Source organism: Marinovum sp. 2_MG-2023, assembly GCF_030548265.1.
In the GTDB taxonomy this organism is placed as follows: Bacteria; Pseudomonadota; Alphaproteobacteria; order Rhodobacterales; family Rhodobacteraceae; genus Marinovum.
This window is the reverse complement of sequence record NZ_JAUOSD010000037.1, coordinates 1-22,118: the sequence shown is the minus strand read 5'-3', so window position 1 is coordinate 22,118 and position 22,118 is coordinate 1. Positions and strand designations below refer to the sequence as shown.

22 protein-coding genes and 1 pseudogene are annotated in these 22,118 nt (G+C 57.0%); 19 read left to right on the top strand and 4 right to left on the bottom strand.

Annotation, left to right across the window (positions count from 1 at the left end; genetic code table 11):
* Nucleotides 1-5: 5 nt before the first annotated feature.
* The 3 genes from Q4577_RS22205 to Q4577_RS22195 form a co-directional block, all read right to left on the bottom strand.
* Nucleotides 6-977 (bottom strand): carbohydrate ABC transporter permease, encoded by a 972-nt coding sequence (locus Q4577_RS22205; RefSeq protein ID WP_303472911.1) that lies wholly within the window; start codon nucleotides 975-977, stop codon nucleotides 6-8.
* A 77-nt stretch (nucleotides 978-1,054) separates the two neighbouring features.
* Complete coding sequence (locus tag Q4577_RS22200) at nucleotides 1,055-2,476, bottom strand: ABC transporter substrate-binding protein (RefSeq protein ID WP_303472909.1); 1,422 nt, start codon at nucleotides 2,474-2,476, stop codon at nucleotides 1,055-1,057.
* A 55-nt stretch (nucleotides 2,477-2,531) separates the two neighbouring features.
* On the bottom strand, nucleotides 2,532-3,680 hold the full coding sequence (locus tag Q4577_RS22195) for an ABC transporter ATP-binding protein (RefSeq protein WP_303472906.1): 1,149 nt from the start codon (nucleotides 3,678-3,680) through the stop codon (nucleotides 2,532-2,534).
* 132 nt (nucleotides 3,681-3,812) lie between these two features.
* Here Q4577_RS22195 and Q4577_RS22190 point away from each other — a divergent pair, with 132 nt between their 5' ends.
* The 18 genes and pseudogenes from Q4577_RS22190 (at nucleotide 3,813) to Q4577_RS22105 (ending at nucleotide 21,151) form a co-directional block, all read left to right on the top strand.
* The gene (locus tag Q4577_RS22190) at nucleotides 3,813-4,607 is read left to right on the top strand and encodes an SDR family NAD(P)-dependent oxidoreductase (protein WP_303472905.1); all 795 of its coding nucleotides are present in this window, start codon (nucleotides 3,813-3,815) and stop codon (nucleotides 4,605-4,607) included.
* 84 nt (nucleotides 4,608-4,691) lie between these two features.
* A complete protein-coding gene (eda, locus tag Q4577_RS22185; protein WP_303472904.1) occupies nucleotides 4,692-5,327 on the top strand; it encodes a bifunctional 4-hydroxy-2-oxoglutarate aldolase/2-dehydro-3-deoxy-phosphogluconate aldolase in 636 nt (211 codons plus the stop codon).
* A gap of 33 nt (nucleotides 5,328-5,360) precedes the next feature.
* Complete coding sequence (locus Q4577_RS22180) at nucleotides 5,361-6,197, top strand: SDR family oxidoreductase (RefSeq protein WP_303472903.1); 837 nt, start codon at nucleotides 5,361-5,363, stop codon at nucleotides 6,195-6,197.
* Nucleotides 6,198-6,201: 4 nt separating this feature from the next.
* Complete coding sequence (locus Q4577_RS22175; protein WP_303472901.1) at nucleotides 6,202-7,260, top strand: zinc-dependent dehydrogenase; 1,059 nt, start codon at nucleotides 6,202-6,204, stop codon at nucleotides 7,258-7,260.
* On the top strand, nucleotides 7,257-8,309 hold the full coding sequence (locus Q4577_RS22170) for a galactitol-1-phosphate 5-dehydrogenase (RefSeq protein ID WP_303472899.1): 1,053 nt from the start codon (nucleotides 7,257-7,259) through the stop codon (nucleotides 8,307-8,309). Before Q4577_RS22175 ends, Q4577_RS22170 begins: the two co-directional genes overlap by 4 nt.
* Before the next feature lie 23 nt (nucleotides 8,310-8,332).
* The gene (gene glpK / locus Q4577_RS22165) at nucleotides 8,333-9,835 is read left to right on the top strand and encodes a glycerol kinase GlpK (RefSeq protein WP_303472897.1); all 1,503 of its coding nucleotides are present in this window, start codon (nucleotides 8,333-8,335) and stop codon (nucleotides 9,833-9,835) included.
* Between the two features lie 8 nt (nucleotides 9,836-9,843).
* Complete coding sequence (locus Q4577_RS22160) at nucleotides 9,844-10,794, top strand: shikimate dehydrogenase (RefSeq protein WP_303472895.1); 951 nt, start codon at nucleotides 9,844-9,846, stop codon at nucleotides 10,792-10,794.
* A gap of 12 nt (nucleotides 10,795-10,806) precedes the next feature.
* The gene (locus tag Q4577_RS22155; RefSeq protein ID WP_303472893.1) at nucleotides 10,807-11,382 is read left to right on the top strand and encodes a glucose-6-phosphate isomerase family protein; all 576 of its coding nucleotides are present in this window, start codon (nucleotides 10,807-10,809) and stop codon (nucleotides 11,380-11,382) included.
* Between the two features lie 17 nt (nucleotides 11,383-11,399).
* Entirely contained in the window at nucleotides 11,400-12,320 is a 921-nt protein-coding gene (locus tag Q4577_RS22150; RefSeq protein ID WP_303472891.1) for a phosphoglycerate dehydrogenase, read from the top strand.
* Nucleotides 12,317-13,621: an MBL fold metallo-hydrolase gene (locus tag Q4577_RS22145; RefSeq protein WP_303472889.1), complete on the top strand. Its 1,305-nt coding sequence runs from the start codon at nucleotides 12,317-12,319 to the stop codon at nucleotides 13,619-13,621. The genes Q4577_RS22150 and Q4577_RS22145 overlap by 4 nt, the downstream gene beginning before the upstream one ends.
* Before the next feature lie 121 nt (nucleotides 13,622-13,742).
* Nucleotides 13,743-14,786, top strand: a complete 1,044-nt coding sequence (locus Q4577_RS22140; RefSeq protein WP_303472887.1) for a sugar ABC transporter substrate-binding protein — start codon at nucleotides 13,743-13,745, stop codon at nucleotides 14,784-14,786.
* Between the two features lie 61 nt (nucleotides 14,787-14,847).
* Nucleotides 14,848-16,356 carry a sugar ABC transporter ATP-binding protein gene (locus Q4577_RS22135; protein ID WP_303472885.1) on the top strand — a complete coding sequence of 503 codons (1,509 nt, stop codon included), beginning with the start codon at nucleotides 14,848-14,850 and terminating at the stop codon, nucleotides 16,354-16,356.
* 98 nt (nucleotides 16,357-16,454) lie between these two features.
* Nucleotides 16,455-17,366: an ABC transporter permease gene (locus Q4577_RS22130; RefSeq protein ID WP_303472883.1), complete on the top strand. Its 912-nt coding sequence runs from the start codon at nucleotides 16,455-16,457 to the stop codon at nucleotides 17,364-17,366.
* 3 nt (nucleotides 17,367-17,369) lie between these two features.
* A complete protein-coding gene (locus tag Q4577_RS22125) occupies nucleotides 17,370-18,155 on the top strand; it encodes an SDR family NAD(P)-dependent oxidoreductase (protein ID WP_303472881.1) in 786 nt (261 codons plus the stop codon).
* 9 nt (nucleotides 18,156-18,164) lie between these two features.
* Nucleotides 18,165-19,034, top strand: coding sequence for a sugar phosphate isomerase/epimerase (locus tag Q4577_RS22120; RefSeq protein ID WP_303472880.1), 870 nt, complete (start codon nucleotides 18,165-18,167; stop codon nucleotides 19,032-19,034).
* A gap of 16 nt (nucleotides 19,035-19,050) precedes the next feature.
* The gene (locus tag Q4577_RS22115; protein ID WP_303472877.1) at nucleotides 19,051-19,938 is read left to right on the top strand and encodes a sugar phosphate isomerase/epimerase; all 888 of its coding nucleotides are present in this window, start codon (nucleotides 19,051-19,053) and stop codon (nucleotides 19,936-19,938) included.
* Nucleotides 19,937-20,125, top strand: a pseudogene (locus Q4577_RS22110) (NAD(P)(+) transhydrogenase (Re/Si-specific) subunit beta); the annotation flags it as partial. The gene Q4577_RS22115 and the pseudogene Q4577_RS22110, both read left to right, overlap by 2 nt.
* Before the next feature lie 138 nt (nucleotides 20,126-20,263).
* Nucleotides 20,264-21,151, top strand: coding sequence for a MurR/RpiR family transcriptional regulator (locus Q4577_RS22105; protein WP_303472875.1), 888 nt, complete (start codon nucleotides 20,264-20,266; stop codon nucleotides 21,149-21,151).
* Nucleotides 21,152-21,260: 109 nt separating this feature from the next.
* On the opposite strand, the gene Q4577_RS22100 is transcribed toward Q4577_RS22105, so the two are convergent.
* Nucleotides 21,261-21,674 (bottom strand): hypothetical protein, encoded by a 414-nt coding sequence (locus Q4577_RS22100; RefSeq protein ID WP_303472873.1) that lies wholly within the window; start codon nucleotides 21,672-21,674, stop codon nucleotides 21,261-21,263.
* 132 nt (nucleotides 21,675-21,806) lie between these two features.
* Between Q4577_RS22100 and Q4577_RS22095 the strand changes: the two genes are divergently transcribed.
* Nucleotides 21,807-22,073 carry a hypothetical protein gene (locus Q4577_RS22095; protein ID WP_303472871.1) on the top strand — a complete coding sequence of 89 codons (267 nt, stop codon included), beginning with the start codon at nucleotides 21,807-21,809 and terminating at the stop codon, nucleotides 22,071-22,073.
* Nucleotides 22,074-22,118: the final 45 nt, after the last annotated feature.

Below are 22,118 nucleotides of genomic sequence, written 5' to 3'. Positions count from 1 at the left end.
TCCAGTCACTCCTTGTCGTCGATACTGGTCCGGCTGAGAACTTTGACGAACACGAAACTCAGCACGAGGATGATTACGAAGATGATCAGCGACAGCGCCGCCGCTTTCGACACGTTGAAGAAGCGAAAGCCCAGATTGGTCAGCCAGATATTTAGTGTTTCCGTCGAACTGCCGGGGCCACCGGAGGTTAGCACCGCGATTTGGTCATAAGTTCGGAACGCGTCCATGGTTCGAATAACAAGGGCGATCAGAACGGCGGGTCGCAGCATCGGCAGGGTGATCGTCCAGAAGACCCGCCACGATGAGGCACCATCGATCTCAGCCGCCTCATAGGGTTCGGGCGGGATCGCCGCGAGGCCGGCCGACAGGATCAGAAACATGAAAGCGGTCCACTGCCAGACGTCGATGAAAATCAGCGTTCGCAGTGCCGAACCAGGCGCCGAGAGAAACGAGGGTGGCGACACATTAAGAAGGGCAGCGAACTCGTTGGCGTAATATGAAATCAGCCCCGAATTCGGAAACAGCATGTAGCGCCAGATCAGACCCACAACCAGCGGCGGAATGATCATGGGAAGCAGCAACAGTAGCCGATAGACCGCCTTGCCGCGGATATTGCGCTTGAAGAGCAGAGCCAGGCCGAGCCCCGCCCAGAACTCGATGAACACCACCGATATGGTATAGACTAGCGTGATGCGCAACGCGTTGAAGAACGCGGGATCCTGCATCAGGTCCTGATAGTTTTCCAACCCCAGAAAGAAGGTTTCAAGCTGGGGGCGGGACAGGATGATATTGGTCGAGGCCAACCAGATGGAATAGGCAAATGGGAAGATACCGACGACCAGCAAGATGGTTAGCGTTGGGCTCATCAGAAGCCAGGGGAACCAGTTTCGGTTCTGTATGCTTACTTGTGTGCGGGGCCTTCTTTGGGTCCGCGAAATTCTTGAACCGTTTTTGATTTGGTTCGTGGCGTCGTTCATGGAGTGCCTCCAAGGCGTCTGGCAAAGGCGCGCTGCCCGAATGGGAGCGAGATTGCGGGCAGCGCGATAGACTGGGTTTACTCCCAGTCTGCGGGAGCGCGGTCGTAGTAGCTGAGATCACGCCACAGTTGCGGCGGCTTGTTCGCGCCATCGCGGTAATAGCCGCCACGGCGGAAGGCGGCTTTCATGTCCCGCTCCATTCCCTCCAAAGCCTGTTCGGCTGTGATCTCACCGCCCCAGGCCCGGTTTCCGTACAGCCCCATGACTTCGGAAATCTCTGCCCATTCGGGAACGCGAATGCGCTCGTCCGGGTTCGCCGTTTTGGTCATGTAGTCGTACATCTCGGCATGCCATGGTGCGACCGACTGGAAATCGGGGTTGCGATAGGTCGAATGGCGTACCGCAGTTCCGCCGCCAATGGCTCCCTTGGCAAGGCGTTCCTTGTGAGTGATCCACTGAATAAAGAACCAGGCCGCTTCCTTCTGACGGGAATCCACGGACATCGCCAAGCCCCAGGACCCAAAGAACGGGTCGGTACGGCCCGATGGCCCGACCGGCGTGTGCAACGCGACATTCCGCCCGGCCACGGGCAACGAAGGGTCTTCGTAATGGGCGCCTATGAACCCGGAATAGGTGATCGAGCCGGCTGCGTTGCCCTGTTGGTAAACAGCAAGCTGTTCGCCATATCCGTAATTCAGGTCATCGGATGGTGTGAAGTCACGCAGTCCCAGATAGTATTCGAGAGCGGCCAGGTTGTTCTCGCTATTTATTGTAACTTCCCAATCCGCATTGACAAATTCGTTTCCGACGTTTGCCTGATCCTGCCAAGCATAAAGATACGGCGTGAACATCCAGCCCCAGAACCAACGCTGCGGGCCGGTGACGTAGCCGACCAGCCCTTGATTATTCTCCATCAGAGTGCCGCAGATTTCCCGCATGGCATTGGCAGTAAAGGACCCGTCGAAGCGGTTCGGCACAGAGATCCCCGCTTCTTCCATCAGGTCGGCGCGGAACATGTTTCCGACAGTTCCACAGTCGTATGGAACGCTGTACATCCTGTCGCTATAGACGCCGGTGCCAGAATAGACCCGAGCGACGAAGTCGTTCACGTCGTAGTCTTCGGCCGTTAGATCAGAATTGCCGAGATATTGCGAGATCGGCTCAAGGTAGCCCGCCGCCGCATATTCGGCCAGCCACATGATGTCGACGGTAAAGACGTCGTATCGACCGGACCGCGAGGACATGTCGAGCAGCGTACGCTCGCGGGCGTTCTCGAAGGGGGCAAACTCGATATTCAATTTGATGCCGGTCAATTCCTCGAACTCGGCAGCCTGCGACCAGAGCGCATCGTGATGCGCAAACTGAACGGCCAGCATATTGAGGGTCGTACCCTCGAACTGTCGCATCTGGGCCGATTGCGCCCGGACGATACCAGGTGCGCAGAGCGCAGAGCTGCCAAGCAGTGTCGTGAACTGCCTTCTGTTAAGTTTGGTGGTCATTTGTGTCCTCCTCCTCCGTTAGACGGGTGGCGCAAAGCGCCGGTGTTCAGGGCAATCAGGCTGCCTTTTCGAAATCTGTTGTCGCGTGAGCCAGGGCCAGCCCGGTTTCGCGGTCGAAGAGGTAGAGACCATCCGGATCGACACGAAAATGGATTGGCGCGCCGATCTGCCCGCGGAGCCTTTGTCCTGACGCGTCCCGCGACCAAATGCGCAGAACTTGATCGTTGATTTCAACGTCGTAGACCGTTTCTGATCCAAGCGTTTCCACTGCATAGATCCGACCGGTTTCGACATTGGGTTGGCCGGCCTCCTCGGAACCCGCAAGCGCAAAGCGATGGGGGCGGATGCCCAACACCACAGGTTTTCCGGCATGGCGTGCAAGGTTGTGACGGTTGATCCAGGTCTCGGAAACCTCCACCCGGAACTGTCCGCCTTGGACCACCCAACGGCCGCCGTCCTGCCGCAACTGGCAGGGCAGGGTGTTCATAGACGGCTCTCCGACAAAAGTGGCCACGAATAGATTGACTGGGCGATCAAAGATCTCGCGCGGCGTTCCGATCTGCTGCACCACGCCCTTGTCCATCACCACAATGCGGTCGCCCATGGTCATGGCTTCTAGCTGATCGTGACTCACATAAAGAATAGTTGCCGATAATTCGCGTTGCAGGCGCTTGAACTCGACGCGCATGTGGGCGCGTAGCTTGGCGTCGAGCGCGCTGATCGGTTCATCCATCAGATAGGCGTTGGCGTCGCGGACAAGCGCCCGACCGATAGCGACGCGCTGCTGTTGACCGCCGGACAGTTCGCGCGGACGACGGTCCAGCAAGGCCGAAATGTCGAGAATGTCCGCCGTATCGCCAATTTTCTTGCGCATGACGTCGTCGGCGACGCCGCGAAGCCGCAGGGGGTAGGCCATATTCTCAAACACGGTCAGATGCGGATACATCGAGTGTTTGTCGTAGACCATCGCCAGATCTCGCTCGCGCGGGGAGAGGCCAGCCGCAGGGGCGCCGCCTATGCGGATTTGCCCGGAGCTTGGCTGGTCGAGTCCTGCAATCAAGCGCAGAGCGGTGGTTTTTCCTGCGCCAGACGGACCAAGGAGAAAAACGAACTCTCTGTCCTCGACGTCAAAGCTGACGTCACTCAGCGCCGAGATTCCGGGCGAAAACACTTTCGAAATTCGTTCGATTCGCAACTCGGACACGATGCGCGCTCCTCCATGAAGACAAGATTCCAACATTCCATCTATTACAGAAAGAATTTTCTTGCATGTCAAGTCATATCGAATTAATTTCCAGACAGCACTCGAGCAACTATGAAGATACGGGGAGAGACGATGGATTTCGGGCTTACAAACAAAAGGGCGCTGGTGAGTGCCTCCTCTGGTGGAATTGGGGAGGCGATCGCAACCTCTCTTGCGCGTGAAGGCGCAACTGTAATCGTTAACGGCCGTGGCGCCGAAAGCGTCAAGGCGGCCCAAGCGCGAATCGCGGCGCTAGTGCCGGATGCGAGTCTTGAGGGGCTGGTCGCTGACCTCGGCTCGGCTGAAGGCTGCGAAGCGGCGTGCCGGCAGCTTCCTTCTGGCTCTGTAGATATCCTGGTGAACAATCTCGGCGTCTACGAGCCAATCGATTTTTTCGACACAACGGATGACCATTGGCAGCGCCTTATCGACGTGAATGTCATGAGTGGCGTCAGGCTTTCTCGCCATTTTCTCAAGGGGATGCTTAAGAACAACCAGGGTCGGGTGATTTTTGTCTCAAGTGAGAGTGGCCTCAATCCCGCTCCTGAGATGGCGCACTACTCTGCGACGAAAACCATGCAAATATCGGTGTCTCGGAACCTTGCCGAGCTGACCAAAGGTACCGAAGTAACCGTCAACGCGGTGCTGCCAGGTCCCGTGAACACGCAAGGTGTCGGCGACTTTATCGCAGCCGTGTTCCCGGAGCTGAGCCGTGACGAAGCGCATGCTAAATTCATGCGTGAAAACAGGCCGACCTCTTTGATCCAGCGGCTCTCACGGCCCGAAGAAGTTGCCGATTTCGTCTGCTTTATTGCCAGCAATCGCGCCTCGGCGGTTAATGGTGCAGCGCTGAAGGTCGACGGCGGTATGATCCGGTCGGTGGTATAAAAATGTTTTATTTCACACCACTTGCAAAGCAAGAAAATACCTTTCATAATGTTTAGCATGGAATGAAATTTGATTCGGGGACCCATGACTGATACTGCTCTTGAAAAAATCGCCCAAGCCCGCCTCCTGCCTGTCGTTGTGCTGGAGCGTGCGGAAGATGCCGTACCACTCGCTAAAGCTCTGCTCGCTGGTGGCTTGGCAGTGGCCGAGGTTACCTTTCGGTCTGACGCGGCGGCGGAGTCGCTATCGGCGATCGCGGCAGAGGTGCCCGACATGCTGATTGGCGCCGGCACCGTGCTGACAGAGGCGCAAGTGCAAGCTGCCTTGGACGCGGGGGCCCAATTCCTCGTTACTCCGGGGTACAACCCGAAGGTGGTCGCCGCGGCCCGCGCTGCGGGTTTGCCGATTGTTCCCGGTGTCAACAATCCGACAGGCGTCGAAGCGGCAATGGCCGACGGGTTGGATGCGGTTAAGTTTTTCCCCGCCGAACAGACGGGCGGTGTCGCGTTCCTCAAGGCGCTATCAGGTCCCTACAGGCAAATGCGGTTCATTCCCACGGGCGGAATCGGCCTTGGAAATCTTGGAAACTACCTGTCGCTACCATCGGTTCTCGCCTGTGGCGGCTCGTGGATGGTCGACCCCAAGCTGATCGCCGCCGGTAAATTCGACGAAATATCCAAGCTTACCGCAGCGGCCGTGGAAGCGGCCCGCGCCGCCTAACTGAATACAACGTCTTTGCGAAAAGGAAGTACCATGTCGACAAATGGAAGCAGTAAACGCGCGCCCATGACCCTTGAGGGCAAGGTCAGCATAATCACCGGCGCAGCCTCCGGTATCGGAGAAGAAGTGGCGCGTGTCTACGCGGATGCGGGCTGCAAGGTCGCAATGATTGACTTTGACAAGGAGCGCCTCGAGCGTATTGCCAAGGAAATCGAGGCCGATGGCGGTGAGGTGCTGCCAATCTATGCCGATGTGACCGAAGAAGACACCGTGCGCGCTTTTTTCAAGCAGGTTCATGATGCGTGGGGCAAGATCGACGTGGTGGTCAACTCGGCTGGCCGCGACAGTCTTGCTCCGCCCCTGAACGAGGTCACCCTTGAAGAATGGAACAAGACCATCGGGCCGAACCTCACGGCGGTCTTTCTCTGCTGCCGCGAAGCCTTCATCTACATGGAGCCGCAAGGCGGCGGACGCATAATCAACATGGGCTCTTCCTCTACCCGCGTTGCTTCCGGCCCCGGTCACAGCCCCTATCGCGCGTCCAAGCACGGCATGCTCGGCTTTTCCAAGAACATCCTGCTTGATGGCGAAAAGAAAGGCATTGGCGTTACAGTCCTCAACCCGAGCCACGTCAAGACGCCGATGACCGAGATCATTGACAAGGGACTCTATGACGGTGATCTGAAGGCCTATACCGACGGCTGGCTTGATGAAAAGGAACTGAAGGAAGGCATCCACGCGTCTTGTATCGACGTCGAGAACGTCGGTTGGCTGGCCCTTTATGTTGCGACACGCACGCCGGACGTAACGATCCCGACGATCTCGCTCTATCCGACCCACAAGGTGCACCGCTACGGGATGGAGGTCTGATCCCATGAAGGCGGCGGTTTTCAAAGGGGTTGGGACGGTCACGCTGGACGAGCGTGCCATGCCCGAGATCAGCCACGAAGAGGTGCTGGTCAAGGTGCATGCCGCTTCGATCTGCGGAACGGACCTAAAAATCATCCGTGGCGGCCATTTCCGAGTTGACCCCGATGAGAGCCGCGTCCTTGGCCATGAGTTGGCCGGCGACATCGTTGCAGTGGGCGATCATGTCGCTCACTGGGAGGTCGGCCAGAGGGTTTCTGTGGTCCCGAATATCGGCTGCGGCCACTGTGATATGTGTCGGCGCGGACTCAACAACATGTGCCCGAATTACGACGCATTCGGCATCAACATTGATGGCGGTTTTCAGCAGTATATGGTTGTGACCCCGGCGGCGCTATACGGTGGCAACCTCTTCGAAATCCCGAATAGTCTCGATTACGAAGGCGCAGCGCTGATTGAGCCATTGTCATGCTGCTTCAACGCCTGGAAGGATCTGTCGGTCACTCCCGAAGATCGCGTCTTGATCCTTGGCACCGGTCCGATCGCGGCCTTGTTCCTCCAGTTGGCGCGGTCCTATGGGGCGCGGCAAGTGATTGTTGTCGGCCGCAGGGAAAGCAGGCTTCAAGAAATCGCGGGGCAGGGGGCAACAGACACTGTGAACTCTGCCGAGGTTGACGTCCATGACGAGGTCATGCGCCTGACCGGCGGCCATGGTGTCGATGTTGCACTGACCTGCGCGCCAGCGCCAGAACTTCAGGGGCTCGCCCTGGGTCTGCTTGCTCGCTACGGTCGAATGAACTTCTTCTCTGGCCTGACCAAGGGCAGCACTGTCGAGCTTGACACCAACAAGGTGCATTACTGGGGCTTGACCCTATTAGGCAGCACCGGGTCCAGCATCGAAGACTACGCACGGTCGATGAAACTGGTCGAGAGCGGCCAGATTGACGTGAAATCCGTCATCTCCCACCGGTTCGGGATGGATGAAGCTGTCGCGGGTTTCGATCATGCGCTGACCGGCAAGGGCATGAAAACTCTCATTTTACCTCAAGAGGCTAAGTTGCAATGAAAGCTGCAGTTCTGCACGCCCCCGGCGACCTGCGGGTCGAAGATGTTCCGGTTCCTGACAATCTCGAGCCCGACGAAGTTCTGATCAAGGTGGCCGCCTGTGGCATCTGCGGCTCTGATATCGGTCGCGTCATGGTGACGGGGACATATAATTTCCCGACAATTCCGGGGCACGAATTCGCCGGCACCGTCGAGAAGGTTGGCGGTCAGTTCGCGCATTTGCAGCAAGGCGACAAGGTGGCTGTTGCGCCATTGATGCCCTGTGGAAAATGTGATGACTGCGCGCGAGGCAACTATTCACTGTGTGAGGACTACAATTTCCTCGGGTCCCGCACGGATGGCGCCTTCGCACAATATCTCAAGGCACCAGCGCAGAACGTGCTCAAGGTGCCGGACAACGTCAGCCTCGAAGTCGCGGCGACAATCGAGCCCGCTGCCATCATCCTGCACGGAATTCACAAGGTGGATCTAAGCCTGGGCGATGCCGTAGTTGTCGTCGGCTGTGGTGCGCTTGGCTACTTTGCGTTGCAATTCGCCAAACTGTCGGGGGCGCAGCCTCTGATTGCCGTCGACGTGGACGAGGACAAGCTGGAGTTGGCACGACAGGTTGGAGCCGACATCTGCATTAATCCGACCAAAATCGATGCCCTTGCCGCCATCAAGGAGGCAACCAAGGGGCGCGGCGTCGCGCTGGCGCTGGAGGCGGCGGGGAACGATGCAGGCCGGGATCTTTCGATCCTTGCCTGCGCCAAGCAAGGCAAAGTCGTGCTGTACGGAACGGCCTATGGGGACGTAACATTTTCCAAAGCTGCATTCGACAAGATCGTTCGCGAGGAGGTCGAGGTTATCGGATCTTGGAATTCTTATTCCGTCCCGTTCCCAGGAAAGGAATGGTTCGACATCATGGGCCTGTTGGAAGCAGGGCGACTGGAGGTCGAATCCTTGATCACACACCGGGCCGGGCTGGACGAGGCGCCTGAAATCTTTCGCAAGCTGAAAGATCGCAGCTTTGGGCCCTACCACAAGATCCTGTTCAAGCCGAACAGCTGACAAGACAGAAGAGGGAGGATGAAATGACGGACAAGAAATTTGTGCTTGCGCTCGATGAGGGGACATCCAGCGCGCGGGCCATTCTTTTTGACAAGAAGGGTGAAATCGCGGCGATCGGACAACAGGAGTTTCGCCAGATTTATCCTCAACCCGGATGGGTCGAACACGATCCACTCGAAATCTGGACCACACAACTGGCCGTCATTCAAGAAGCCATGAAGTCGGCCAAGGCCAAACCCAAGGACATCGCCTCCATCGGGATCACCAACCAGCGCGAAACGGTGGTTATCTGGGATCGCAAGACCAGCAGGCCGATTCACAACGCTTTGGTTTGGCAGGACAGGCGCACGGCGGACGTCTGTGATGCGCTGAAGTCGCGTGGGCTGGAAGGCATGGTCCGCGAAAAGACCGGGCTTGTGGTCGATGCCTATTTCTCTGGAACCAAGATTGCCTGGATACTCGACAATGTTGAAGGTGCGCGGGAGCGCGCGGATCGCGGCGAACTGGCGGCGGGAACAATTGACAGCTGGCTGATCTGGAAACTGACTGGCGGCGTGCATGTCACGGATGTATCGAACGCCTCGCGGACCCAGTTGATGGATATCCGAACATGCGAATGGGACGAGGAACTAATGCGCGAATTGCGCGTGCCGCGCGCCATTCTCCCCGAGATCAAGGACAGCTCCGAGGTCTACGGCATTACACATCCAAACGTTTTTGAAGGGGCCGAGATTCCGGTTGCTTCGGCCATTGGGGATCAACAGGGCGCACTATTCGGTCAGGCCTGTTTCGAGCCCGGCATGGTCAAGGCAACCTATGGCACGGGTGGATCGCTGATGATGAACGTCGGCGACGAGGTCAAGTATTCCGATAACGGCTTGCTGACCACGGTTGCTTGTCGTGTCGGGGGGAAGACCCAATACGCCGTCGAAGGTCTTCTATTTACCGTCGGCTCGGTCGTCCAATGGCTTCGGGATGAGCTGCAAATCCTTCACAATGCCGCTGAGAGCGAAGTATCCGCGCGGAACGTCAGCGACACAAACGGTGTCTATGTCGTGCCGGCCTTCACGGGTCTTTCTGCGCCCCACTGGGATCAATATGCGCGGGGAACGATCGTCGGAATTACCCGCGGGGCCAATCGCGATCACATCGTCCGCGCCTCACTGGAAAGCATGGCATACCAGATCCGTGACGTAATCACGTGCATGGAAAAGGATACTGGCGTGAAGCTGGCCGATCTGAAGGTCGATGGCGGCGCGGCGATGAATGACTTTGTCATGCAGTTCCAGGCCGACATGCTGAACGTTTCAGTCTTGCGTCCAAAAATCGTGGACACAACCGCCCGCGGCGCGGCCTTTCTCGCGGGGCTTGCGGTCGGCTTCTGGGAGTCGCGGGACGATCTCCAGGAAACCTTCACGCTCGATAAGCAATTCGATCCTCAGATGACCCCGGAAAAAGCCGATAAGCTCTATTCGGGTTGGACCCGTGCGGTGGAGCGTTCGAAGGGCTGGGCCGAGAACGATTAGGAAAGACAATGACAAGCTACACTGCAGCAACCCGCCGAACGATGTACTTCATCGGCGTCACCACAACCAAATCGTCGATCATGAAGGTTTTCCCTGCCTGGGCGGATCATCTTGGGCTGGGTGCTGAACTGAAGGGCATCGACTTCGCACCGAATTCTGACCCAGACGATTATCGCCGGGCTGTGTCCTTCATCAAGTCTGACCCACTGTCCCTTGGCGCGCTGGTAACGACGCACAAAGTCAACCTGCTGAAGGCGTCGCGCGAATCTTTCGAAGAGCTGGATTCCTATGCGCAAACGCTGCACGAAATCTCTTCGATTTCGAAGCGCGGCGACCGCCTGATTGGGCATGCCAAGGATCCTATCAGCGCTGGCGCAGCCTATGAAGCAATTGTTGCGGATGGACACTGGAAGGAAACCGCTGGTGAGATGCTGATCCTCGGGTCGGGTGGGTCATCACTCGCCCTTACGCTCTATCTCCACAACAAAGCGGCGGAAGGTGGCGATGTGCCCGCAAAAATCATCGTCACTGCCCGACGTGAGGCAAGCCTTGACGAGATGCGCATTGTTCACCGGAAAATCGGCTTCAATATTCCCGTTGAATACCGTCTTGCGCCGACCCCCAAGGAGGCCGACGCCGCTGTGGTGGAATTGCCGAAATGCTCCATGGTGATCAACGCGACAGGGCTTGGCAAAGACGGTCCCGGATCGCCGGTTTCCGATGCGGTGCAATACCCCGAAGGCGCATTGATCTGGGAATTCAATTATCGCGGCGATCTCGTTTTCCTGGATCAAGCCAATGCGCAATCGCAGGCAAGGAACCTAACCGTGGTCGATGGCTGGGTCTATTTCATCCACGGCTGGACCCGCGTCATCGCCGAAGTCTTCGACATCGACATCCCCATGTACGGACCAGCTTTCGATGAGCTGAGCCGGATCGCAAGAGAAGCGACTTCCTGAAAGGACAAAACTATGAACGACATGACACCCTCCCTTTTCGATTTTGATGTCGTAACCGGCGCATCAAAAACCGCAACGCCAATTGCCCGGCCTTTGTCGACGCTGAAAGGCTATTTTGCCGATGAGGCCGCCTTTGACGCCGCTGTCGCGGCCGATGATGCGATGGTCTATGAGTATTTCGATATGGGTGTGCCGGAAACCAGCGGCAACGTTGCCTATGGCACCACCCGCATTCGCCCCGGCAAGATCGGCGACGAATATTATATGACAAAGGGGCATTTCCACACGGTGCTCGACACGGCCGAAGTCTATTACTGCCTCTCAGGCCAAGGCGGAATGATGATGGAAACACCTGAAGGCAAGATTGAATGGCGTGAAATGAAAAAGGGAGACGCAGTCTACGTCCCCGGTCGTTGGGCGCACCGTTCGATCAACATTTCCGACAGCGAGGACTTTGTGATGTTCTTCGCTTTCCCGGGTCATGCGGGCCACGATTACGGCACGATCCAGACCAAGGGCTTTCGCAAGCTACTTGTCGAACGCGATGGCGAACCTACGCTGATCGACAACCCTCGCTGGCAGGGATAAGCCGCTAAGGCACTATCATGAAAGGTAAAATTGCAATCACACCGCGCTCGCTTTCGGGCGCGGGGCATCCCTCTTTGTCTTTGTTGACCGATCAGGGATATGAACTTGTTTTCCCCGCTCCGGGGCAAACGCCCACAGAAGAGGCGCTGCTATTATCCGTTCCGGGCTGCGTCGGCTGGCTTGCTGGCGTAGAGCCGATACCGGCGGGAGTCCTGGATCATGCCAATGGATTACGTGTGATCAGCAGGAATGGGGTTGGGGTCGACAACATTGATCTTGCCGCTGCTGAAAGGCTTGGCATCGCCGTCGAACGCGCCGCCGGCACTAATGCGCGTGGTGTTGCGGAGCTTGCGATCACGTTGATGTTGGCCGGGTTTCGCCATGTGCCATGGTCGGACGCGCAGCTGCATCAGGGTAAATGGGAGCGACGCAAAGGTATCGAGGCCGAGGGCCGAACGCTTGGCATCATCGGTTGCGGCGCAATTGGGCAGACCGTGGCGCGGATTGCAATTGGTTTGGGCATGAAAGTGCTGGGATATGATCCCTATCCGCCAAAAGATTTTGCGCCAGAGGGTTTTCGCATGGCGTCTCTGGACGAGATCTTTCAGCTCGCGGATGCAATCAGCCTGCATTGCCCGCCTTCTGACAAGCCCTTAGTTGACCCGCAAGTGGTGGCAAGCCTGAAGCCCGGCGTTGTCATGATCAACACGGCGCGCGCCGAGTTGATCGATGAGCCAGCGGTTTTGCGGGGCCTGAAAGACGGGCAGATCTCCTGTCTTGCTACGGATGTGTTTCGGGCAGAACCGCCGGAAGCGTCTGAATTGCTCTCTCATGACCGCGTAATTATGACCCCTCACGCAGGCGGTTTCACCGAGGAAAGCGTGACTCGCGCAACCACTACCGCGGTGCAAAACCTGCTCAAGGTGCTGGGCGAATGACCGTTTCTCAGTTGCCATGGCCATCCGCTGACAGTTTGGGGGCACCCGAAACAGGGTCTGCGCTTTGGTGGCTGGGCCAGGCTGGCTTTCTGATTGAGATGGGGGGCTTGCGGATCATCATTGACGCCTACCTGTCCGAGTCACTTGCTGAAAAATACAGGGGTAAGAAGTTCCCGCATATTCGAATGACACAGGCCCCTGTCGCGGCCAGGGATTTGAAGAACATTGATTGGTTGCTTTGTACGCACGGCCACACGGACCATATGGACCCGGGCACGATCCCGGACCTTATGGCTGCAAACCCCATGGCCCGCGTGGTGGTTCCGACCTCGCAGGTGGGGCGGGCGATAGAGCGTGGCGTGCCTGCGGATCGTATGGTTTCCGTAAACGATGGTGATCGGTTTGATCTTGGGGGTGTCGAGCTTTTTGCCACCCCTGCGGCGCATGAAACGCTTGATCGCGACGCCGAGGGAAACTCCCTTTTCCTTGGTTACGCGTTGCGTGGCGGTGGTGTCACGCTCTGGCATTCCGGAGACACGATCCCGTTTGATGGGTTGGTGGAAGCGGTGGCACCCCTTTTTATCGACATCGCGCTTTTGCCGGTGAACGGGCGGGACGCAGTGCGCGCGGGCAATGGCGTTCCGGGCAACCTGACGCTGCAAGAGGCAGTTGCCCTGTCGGATCGCATCGGGGCAGGGGCCATGCTTGGTCACCATCTGGATCTGTTCGACTTCAACACTTTGAACCGGGAGGATGGCGTTGCCTGGCTGGAGGCGAATGTCCCGGATCAAAGCCGGACGCTTGTGGAGCTTGGCCAGCGATACATGGTTTCAGGCAAGGCGCCGGCTAGACGGCGCAAGATACTTGCGATTTGCCGCGGCAATATTTGCCGTTCGCCCTTGGCAGAAGCCGTGTTGGCAGACGTGTTCAAGGACCGTTCCGAATGGGAGGTGGACAGCGCAGCGATCAAGGACTGGAACGTTGGGCGCAAGCCGGACCCCCGTTCTATCGACGTCGCGCAGAGTCATGGGCTGGACCTCACCGGGCAGCGCGCGCGTCAGATCACCCCAAGCGACTTCTTCGAATTCGACCTGATCCTCGCCATGGATTCTGACAACTGTGCGGGACTTGCGGAACTGGCGCCGCTCGGTGCGTCGGCGCGCATTCTCAGGCTCGGTGACTTGATAGAACCCGGCAGACGTCACGATATCATTGATCCCTATGATTTTGGCCGAATGGAGTTCGAGAAATGTTTTCAAGATATTTTAGTGGCTTGCCATAGTCTTGCGAATAAAATTTGATCGACAGGAATTACATATCGAAGAAAATTCTTTACAGTAAAGCTGACATGCAACAGAATTTCACACGACGCTGACGCAGACACCTGCGGCCAACAACAGAGTTCAACTGGAGGAGAACGATATGAACCTGAAACAGACCCTGCTTACAACAGCCACATTTACCGCTTTCTCAAGCGCGACTTGGGCTGACAACATGTGTGACTACTCCGCGCCCACTCTTTTGAAAAACGGCGCTCAGGCAGACGTCAGTACAATCGAGAACAACGTGGATGGCATCACCATTGCGTATCTCCCGATGGGCACCGAATTCAACTATCATGTCGCCCTTGGTGAAGGCATCAAGAACGTGACCGATGCAACGGATGGCGTCGACAGTTTTCTGCTGTCCCCGTACTCGGGTGGCGATCTGGCGGGTCAGATGGGTATGTTGCAAGACGTTACCGCACGCGACGATGTTGACGCCATCCTGCTGATCAGCTTTGACGAAAGCGCGCTCGCCCCGCTGGTGCAAGAGGCCGTTGACGCCGGCAAGGCCGTTGTCATCATCAACTCTGACATTCCCGACTTCCCGACACCGGTGCATGGCGTCGTGGGGGTGAACCAGCGCGCCGTGAACCATGCTCTGGCGGATTGGGCCATTGACCAGGCAGGCGGCGCCAAGCGCAAGGTCGGCGTGTTGGACGGTGAACCCAGCTATCTTGCCACTGAGCGCGCCGGTGGATTTCTCGACGGCATCGAAGGCACGAGTTGGGAGTTGGTTGCGCGCATCAACGGTGGCTGGAGTGTCGAGAAGGGCAACACCGCCGCGATGGACCTGATCCAGGCCAATCCAACGGTCGAAGTGATCTATGCGTCCAACGACTACATGGCGCTTGGTGCAGTGCTGGCGACACAGGCGTTGGGTCGTGATGACATTTCGATTTTCGGCTATGATGGTGATACGGGCGCTCTCGAAGACATCGCTGCGGGCGGTATGACCGCGACTTCCGACACCTCTCCCGTGATTATGGGGCGCAATGCTGCTTGCTTTGTTCTGGACCTGATCAATGGCGAGATCGAAGGTGGATATGTGAACACGCCTACGCGGATTGTGCATCAGGGCAATGCAGCCGTGGTCCTGCAATCCCCCGAAGACCTGTTTCCGAAACCGTCGAAAGACTACTGATACCCTCCCACCTCAACCAGGGGCGGGAAACCGTCCCTGCTTTTTCGAATGAGAGTTTGACATGAACCATCACCCCCTTCTTTGGGAGCTTGAAGGCATTACCAAGGTTTTTCCCGGTGTGCGGGCAAATGACGGGATCTCCATCAAGTTGCGGGCGGGTGAGATTCACGCGCTCTTGGGCGAAAATGGTTGCGGGAAATCTACTTTGATCAAAATCCTGTCAGGTGTTCATCAGCCGGACGGCGGCACAATCCGCCGCCAAGGCGAGGTTGTGCACTTGACCAGTCCGATCCAAGCCCGCGAACAAGGTGTGGCGACCGTGTTTCAGGAGTTTTCTTTGGTTCCCACATTGACCGTAGCCGAGAATATCTTCCTGGGCCGCTATCCGCGTCAGGGACCGCTTGTCGATTGGCGTCGAATGATTCTTGAAGCAGAGGAAGTCCTTGGCTCGCTTGATATTTCAATTGCGCCCGACCGGATCGTGGGCACGTTGTCCGTCGCCGAACAGCAACTGGTCGAAATCGCCAAGGCGATTTCCATCGAGGCCACACTGTTGATTTTGGATGAGCCGTCCACCGCGCTTGGAGAACAGGAAATCGTTGCCCTGCACAAGTTACTCCGCCGGATGAAAGAGCGCGGAGTTTCCATCCTATATATTTCTCACCGGTTGGACGAGGTGGTCTCGCTCGTCGATACGGCAACCATTCTGAAGGATGGCAAGGTGGTGTCCTGTTCCGAGGGTACGGCACTGGATGTCAATGAAATCGTGTCGAAGATGGTCGGCGAAGATATCGACGAACACTACCCGAAACAGAACAACACGACTGAGGAAGTTCTGTTTTCCGCACGTAACTTGGCCACCGCCAATGGCGTGCAGAATGTGAGTTTTGACGTCAAGCGGGGCGAAGTCTATGGGCTCGGCGGCGTCATTGGATCCGGTCGGACCGAGATCGCTCGGGCAATCTTTGGTATCGATCCGCTAACCCGGGGAAACATCTCCATCGATGGACGCGCCATTCGCATCCGCAACCCACGCGACGCCATCCGCTCCGGATTGGCGCTGGTCCCCGAGAACCGGAAATCGGATGGACTGTTTTTCAACTTCAATGGCGGACCGAACATCACGACAGCCGCGCTTGACAAGATCCGAGGGCATTTCCTGTTGAAGAAACGGTCCGAGACCCAAGTGACGCGAGACTATATCGACCAGCTGGAGATATCGCCTGCTGCTGCGACCAAGTTCGTCAATTTGCTGTCAGGCGGAAACCAGCAAAAAGTCGTGATCGCGCGGTGGCTGTTTGCTGGCAGCAGGGTTCTTATTCTGGACGAACCAACACAGGGCATCGACATCGGTGCCAAAATTGCCGTGTACAACCTGATCAATGCGCTGACCGCCCGCGGGTGCGCCGTGATCCTGATCAGCTCCGACCATAACGAATTAATCGCAATGTCTGACCGTATCGGAATCATTCGTCACGGAGCGCTGATCGAGACCAGGCCGGCCGACGACGTGACACATGCCCAATTGGTGCAGGCATCGGCGCAGCCATTGGCTAAAGACGCCGCCTAAGGGAGAAAACGACTATGAACGAACCAACCTATCTCGGGCGTCTTGCACGGCAAGAGTTCATCGGGCCGCTGATAGCGCTGATCCTGATTGTTGCCATCGTGGCGATCACGACCCCGGCTTTTCTCGACCCGCAGAATTTCCGCAATATTGCATTGCAGGTGTCAATTCTGTCGATTGTCGCCATCGGGTCGACCGTAGTGATCATCACCGGCGGGATTGATCTGTCGCCGGGTTCAATGATTGCGCTTCTGACGATGTGCCTGGCCGTGTTCATCAAAACCTACGGGCTGTCGCTCTGGCTCGCGATACCGCTGACACTGTTGATTGGCTGCGGACTTGGCGCGATCAATGGTATCTTGGTGGCCTATATCGGTATTCCCGCTTTCATCGTGACACTTGCGGGCCTATCGGCATTCAAGGGGCTGGCCCTGACACTGAACGGTGGCACGCCAGCTTTCTCTCTGTCTCCGGAATTGCGAGAAATATTCTACGGCACGCTCTTCGGTCTACCGCTGCCGTTCTACTATGTTATTGGGATCTACGCGCTGTTCACCCTCGTGATGGAGCACACCCGTCTGGGGCGCGAGATCTACGCCGTCGGGGGCAATGAATCGGCAGCGCGCCTGTCTGGCATCAACGTCGCGCGTGTTCGGCTTATCGCATTCATCTTTGCCGCGCTCTGTGCCGCGTTTGGTGCGGTCCTGCTGTCGTCGCGCCTGAACTCGGGGTCCCCCAACTATGGGACACTGATCGAGCTCCAAGCGATTGCCGCGGCCGTTGTGGGCGGTGCGAGCCTTGCCGGGGGCAGGGGGAGGATCGTTTCGACGCTGATCGGGGCGCTCATCATCATCGTGGTTCAGAACGGTCTGAACCTGAATGCCGTGACCACCTCCATGCAAAGCCTGACAATTGGTTTGATCATTTTGATCGCGGTCGGTGTGGATGTTTGGCGCGGACGAATTGGAAACATGATTGCTCGCACCTTCGGTCGGGCACAAAAGGAGGCATGAGACATGGATTTTGGGATCAAGGGAAAGACGGTTGTGGTCACAGGTGGCGCAACCGGCATCGGACGCGCGATTGCGCAGACCTTCCATGACGAAGGGGCAACCGTCATCATCAACGGGCGGACACAGTCCAAGCTGGACACGGCCTGTTCTGAAATCGGAGAGCGCGCCCACGGCGTCGTGGCCGATCTGCGCAGCACGGACGGGGCGAAGACGCTGTTTGAATTTGCAAACGGCTTCGGCCCGATCGAGTTTCTCGTGAACAACATCGGGGTCTTTGACGTCAATGACTTTTTTGAAGTCAGCGATGAACGGTGGATGGAGTATTTCGACCACAACATCATGACGTCCGTGCGTATCAGCCGCTTGGTTCTAAAGGATATGCTGGACCGCAATTCTGGAAGCATCGTCTTCATCAGCTCCGAAGCCGCGATCCGGTCCATCGGGAACATGACGCCATATTCCACCACCAAATCCGCTATGCTCGGGCTCAGCCGGTCCTTGGCGGAACTGACTCGAGGCACAGATGTGCGGGTGACAAGCTACATGCCTGGCACCACCGCAACAGAATCCGTGATGGGTTATTTCCAAGGTTTGGCCGAGGAACAGGGCAAGACGGTCGAGCAGGCGCTGGATGACTTTTATCGCGACGTTCAGCCCGGCAACCTTCCGCAAAAGCTGATCGACCCGGCAATGCACGGTCGCGGCGTTGTCCAGCTGGCAACCAATCCAGCCATGAACGGAATCTGCCACCGCGCCGATGGCGGGACAATTCGTTCAATCTTTGGATGAGGTCAAACAATGAAGCTTGGTATTCACGCACTTGTTTTTGTCACCGATTGGACCGAAAGCTCCATCACCTCGACCACAGAGAAAGCGGCAGCCGCCGGATATGACCTGTTGGAGGTGGTGGTCTTCGACCCCAGCGAAGCCCGCCCGGATGTGACGAGGGCCGCTCTTGAACGGAACGGATTGTCGGGCATCGGGGGTATGGCGCTCAATCCAGAGGCAGATATCTCCAGCCCGGATCCCGAAATCGCCCGCGCGGGTGAAACATTGATCCGTGACGCGATGTCCGCCATGCGCGACATGGGGATCGAAGCTCTGGGCGGGGTCACCCATTCCGCCATGCATCGATATCCGACGGCCGCAGACCCTGACGCCCTCAGCCGCGTGGTCGATTCCTATGCACGGCTTGCCGATCACGCACGAACCACCGGCGTCCGACTGGGGATCGAAGCAGTCAACCGCTATGAGAGCAACCTGATCAACACAATCGACCAGGCTGCCTCGATCGTGCGGCAGATTGGCAGCGATGTCCTGTTTGCCCATGCGGACACCTACCACATGAACATCGAAGAACTGAGCGTCGTGGACGCGCTGACCCGCAACATGGATGTGCTCGGCCACGTGCATATCGGCGAAAGCAACCGCGGCTATCTGGGCGCCGGATCGGTAAACTTTGCAGAGGTCTTCGCGACTCTTCAACGGCAGGACTATTCCGGCCCCGTGGTGTTCGAGGCTTTCTCGCCTGCCATTCTGGATCAGAACCTGAGCAACGTTCTTGCCTGCTGGCGCGATCATTGGAGCGACAGCGAAGACCTCTCGCGTCACGCGCACGATTTCATGCAGGCCCAGATGAAATCGGCGTCCCAATCCATGCGCACCTGATGCGGAAGGCAATGATATGACAACTCAAAAAATCGGTGTCCACAGCCTGTTATTCGGGGACACCTGGACGGAAGAAACCGCAAAATTTGCCTGTCGGACGGCGGCGGACATTGGATATGATCTGATCGAGGTTCTCATCTTCGACCCGGACGCGCTCGATCTTGGTATGACTGCGAAGGTTGTGAAGGATGCTGGCCTCGATCTTCGACTTGGCATGGCCCTCGGGTCCGATACTGATATTTCCAGCACAGACCCCGACATTGCGAAAGCCGGCGAGAACACCGTCCGGCACTGTCTTGAAATCGCCAGCGACCTCGGCGCGCCTGCGGTGAGCGGCATCACCTATGCGGCATTCAACAACTACGCCGCCCCCCCGACACAGGCACAGCGTGATGCCGTTGCTTCCGCGCTTGGTCTGCTGGACGAGCGGGCGGGCGAACTGGGCGTGAAACTCGGGCTTGAGCCAGTCAACCGATACGAATCCAACATGATCAACAGTCTCGATCAGGCTGGCGACATGATCCGCAGGATCGGTGCCGCGAATATGTTCATTCATATGGACACATTCCATATGAATATCGAAGAGTCCGATCTGCCTTCGGTGATCTCGAGAAATGCGGATCTTCTCGGATATGCCCATGTGGCAGAGAACCACCGTGGCTTGTTTGGCACCGGAACATTCGATTGGCGTGGCTATTTTCGCGCCCTGGAGGATGCGGGTTATTCTGGCGATTTCACCGTCGAAAGCTTCTCTTCAAAAGTGCTGGGGGCCGAGCTTGTCGGCGGCGTCAGCCTCTGGCGAGAGGGTTGGACGAATGCCCAACAGGCCGCATTGATCGCGTTCGATCAGATCCAAAGCCACTTGGCGGCAAGCCGCGCGTCCGTTGCGCCTTGGCCAGCCTGATCCGAATTCGCCCATCGCGGGGATGCCGGTTCTCGAAGTGTGGAAGGCCAAGCAGGTGTTCGTGTCCAAGCGCGGTCAGGGCACCAGCTAATCCGGCATCGAGAATCCGCTGTTCTACAAAGAGAACACGCGTATGTACTATGGCGATGCCAAGAACTCGATCGGCGAATTGCCAGCTAGAGTCTGATAGCTCAAGCAGCATACAAACACGGCTCAATAACGAAACGAAGAGGATTCTCAATGCAAAGAAATTTTCTTCCATGCTAAGTATGGGGTAACAAATCCCGGCGAGGAAGAAGATGGCATGCAATGCGAGGTAAACGAGATGGACGGAACACAGAGAACCAGTATTCTGAGCCGGATTCGATACAAGTCGGCCTATTTGAATCCGGCGCTCCGACGGATCGCAGATCACGTTCTGACATCTCCGGAGGCGGTCAAGTCAATGTCGATCAAGGAGCTTGCGACGAACTGTGAGGTTTCGGAATCGACGGTGACACGCTTCGTTCGTGAAATCGACGTCACGAGCTTTCAGACGTTCAAGATCCTGATTGCCGAAGAACTCTCTCAAGGCAACGCTCAGGCCAGCGTGGATCGATATGTCTATGAAGACATCAAAGAGGCAGACGACACCCAGACCGTGATCCAAAAGATCGCGTCGCGTTATGCAATGACGATCCAGGATACGATGGCGGGGTGTCATGCCGAACAGATCGATGCAGCGGTCACGGCTATAGAGCAGGCGGACTTGCTGTCGTTCTTTGCAATGGGATCCTCAATGATCTGCGTCGAGAATGCATTGATGCGCTTCATGAGAGTGGGAAAGAATTGCCAGTTCTTCCGCGATCTTGGTGTACGCCAAATATCAACTGCGGCGCTTGGCCCAAAAAACCTGGCCATCGGCGTTTCCAATTCGGGCAGGACAATTTCCACGGTGGACGCGTTGAAAGCCGCCAAGGATCAAGGCGCCAAAACGCTTTGCATAACGAGTTTTGCAGACAGCCCCATTATCAAACACTCAGACATCAAGCTGTTCACACCAACTGTAACAGGCGCTACCGGCGCCGCCGACTATCACGAGTCGATGATCTCAAAAATTTCCCAGCTGCAATTGATTGATGTGTTGTATTCGGTCTACGCCCTCCGGAATTTCGGCAGCGCAATGGAGGGGCTTGAAAAGACATCAAACATCACCTCCGTCTCAAGATATTAGGACATCAGACGAAAGCGGAAAGAAAACGCACCAAGAAAAATACTTAACATAAACGTTACTATCAGATTTTGACCTGGCGCAAAAATTTCACCATAGAAATCTTCCTCTATCACCTCCTTGCGGACGATTTCCTGGCGGCACAGGCATGTCCGGTGCCGCCAGCGTTTGGTCGATAATCCAAGAAGAGTTCGCCGGTATCCTTCATGGCGACACTTGGCGGACGAAACCCATCATCGCCTTGATCGCCTTTGCTCGGCTCCGTCGTCTCCAGCACACGCTGATAGTCGTAGGCCGCGGCTCGCGCATCATCCCTGATCCGTGCTGACGTTTCGTTAAGGCAATTCAGGTACTCTTCGACCTGGCTGAAGAAGCGTCGAAACTCCACCCGAACCTCTGCACCGGTAAACCCATCATTGAGAAGCTGTGCAGCCTCCGGCCTGATAGGCTCGATACATAGTTCTTGGGCCGTCCCAGGAGCCGTGAGGACCGCCACAATGGCCGCCGCTAAGATGAGCGGTTTCAATAGCGCCTCCTACTCCGCTCGTTCAGCCCGATCAGGCTTCCCATGATGTTCAAGGAACCAGTCCGCTGCGCCCGCACCATGCCGCGCATATAGGCCCCTGCGGAAAGGATGGTGATCTCCGGATCGGCAACCTTGGCATCGGTGATCAGAACAAAGCATCGCGGCATCCTCATCCAGCACGCCCACGGCTTCCTCCCAGGCGGATGGGTGGATGCCCAACTCAGGCAGGCGCTTCTGCGCGGCGATCACGAAGGCATGGAAATCCAGCCTGCCGCGCTTTTTTCGCTCGATGTCGAGCCACATCTTCATCTCTTCGGAACAGAGCCCATAAAGACGATCACCGCCAAGGTTCTGAATGAATTTGGACGGCATTGCCAACTTGACGGCATTGACCTGTGACGGTCCCCAGGGGTGATTTTCTCAGGCGGTCATTTCGAACGCATA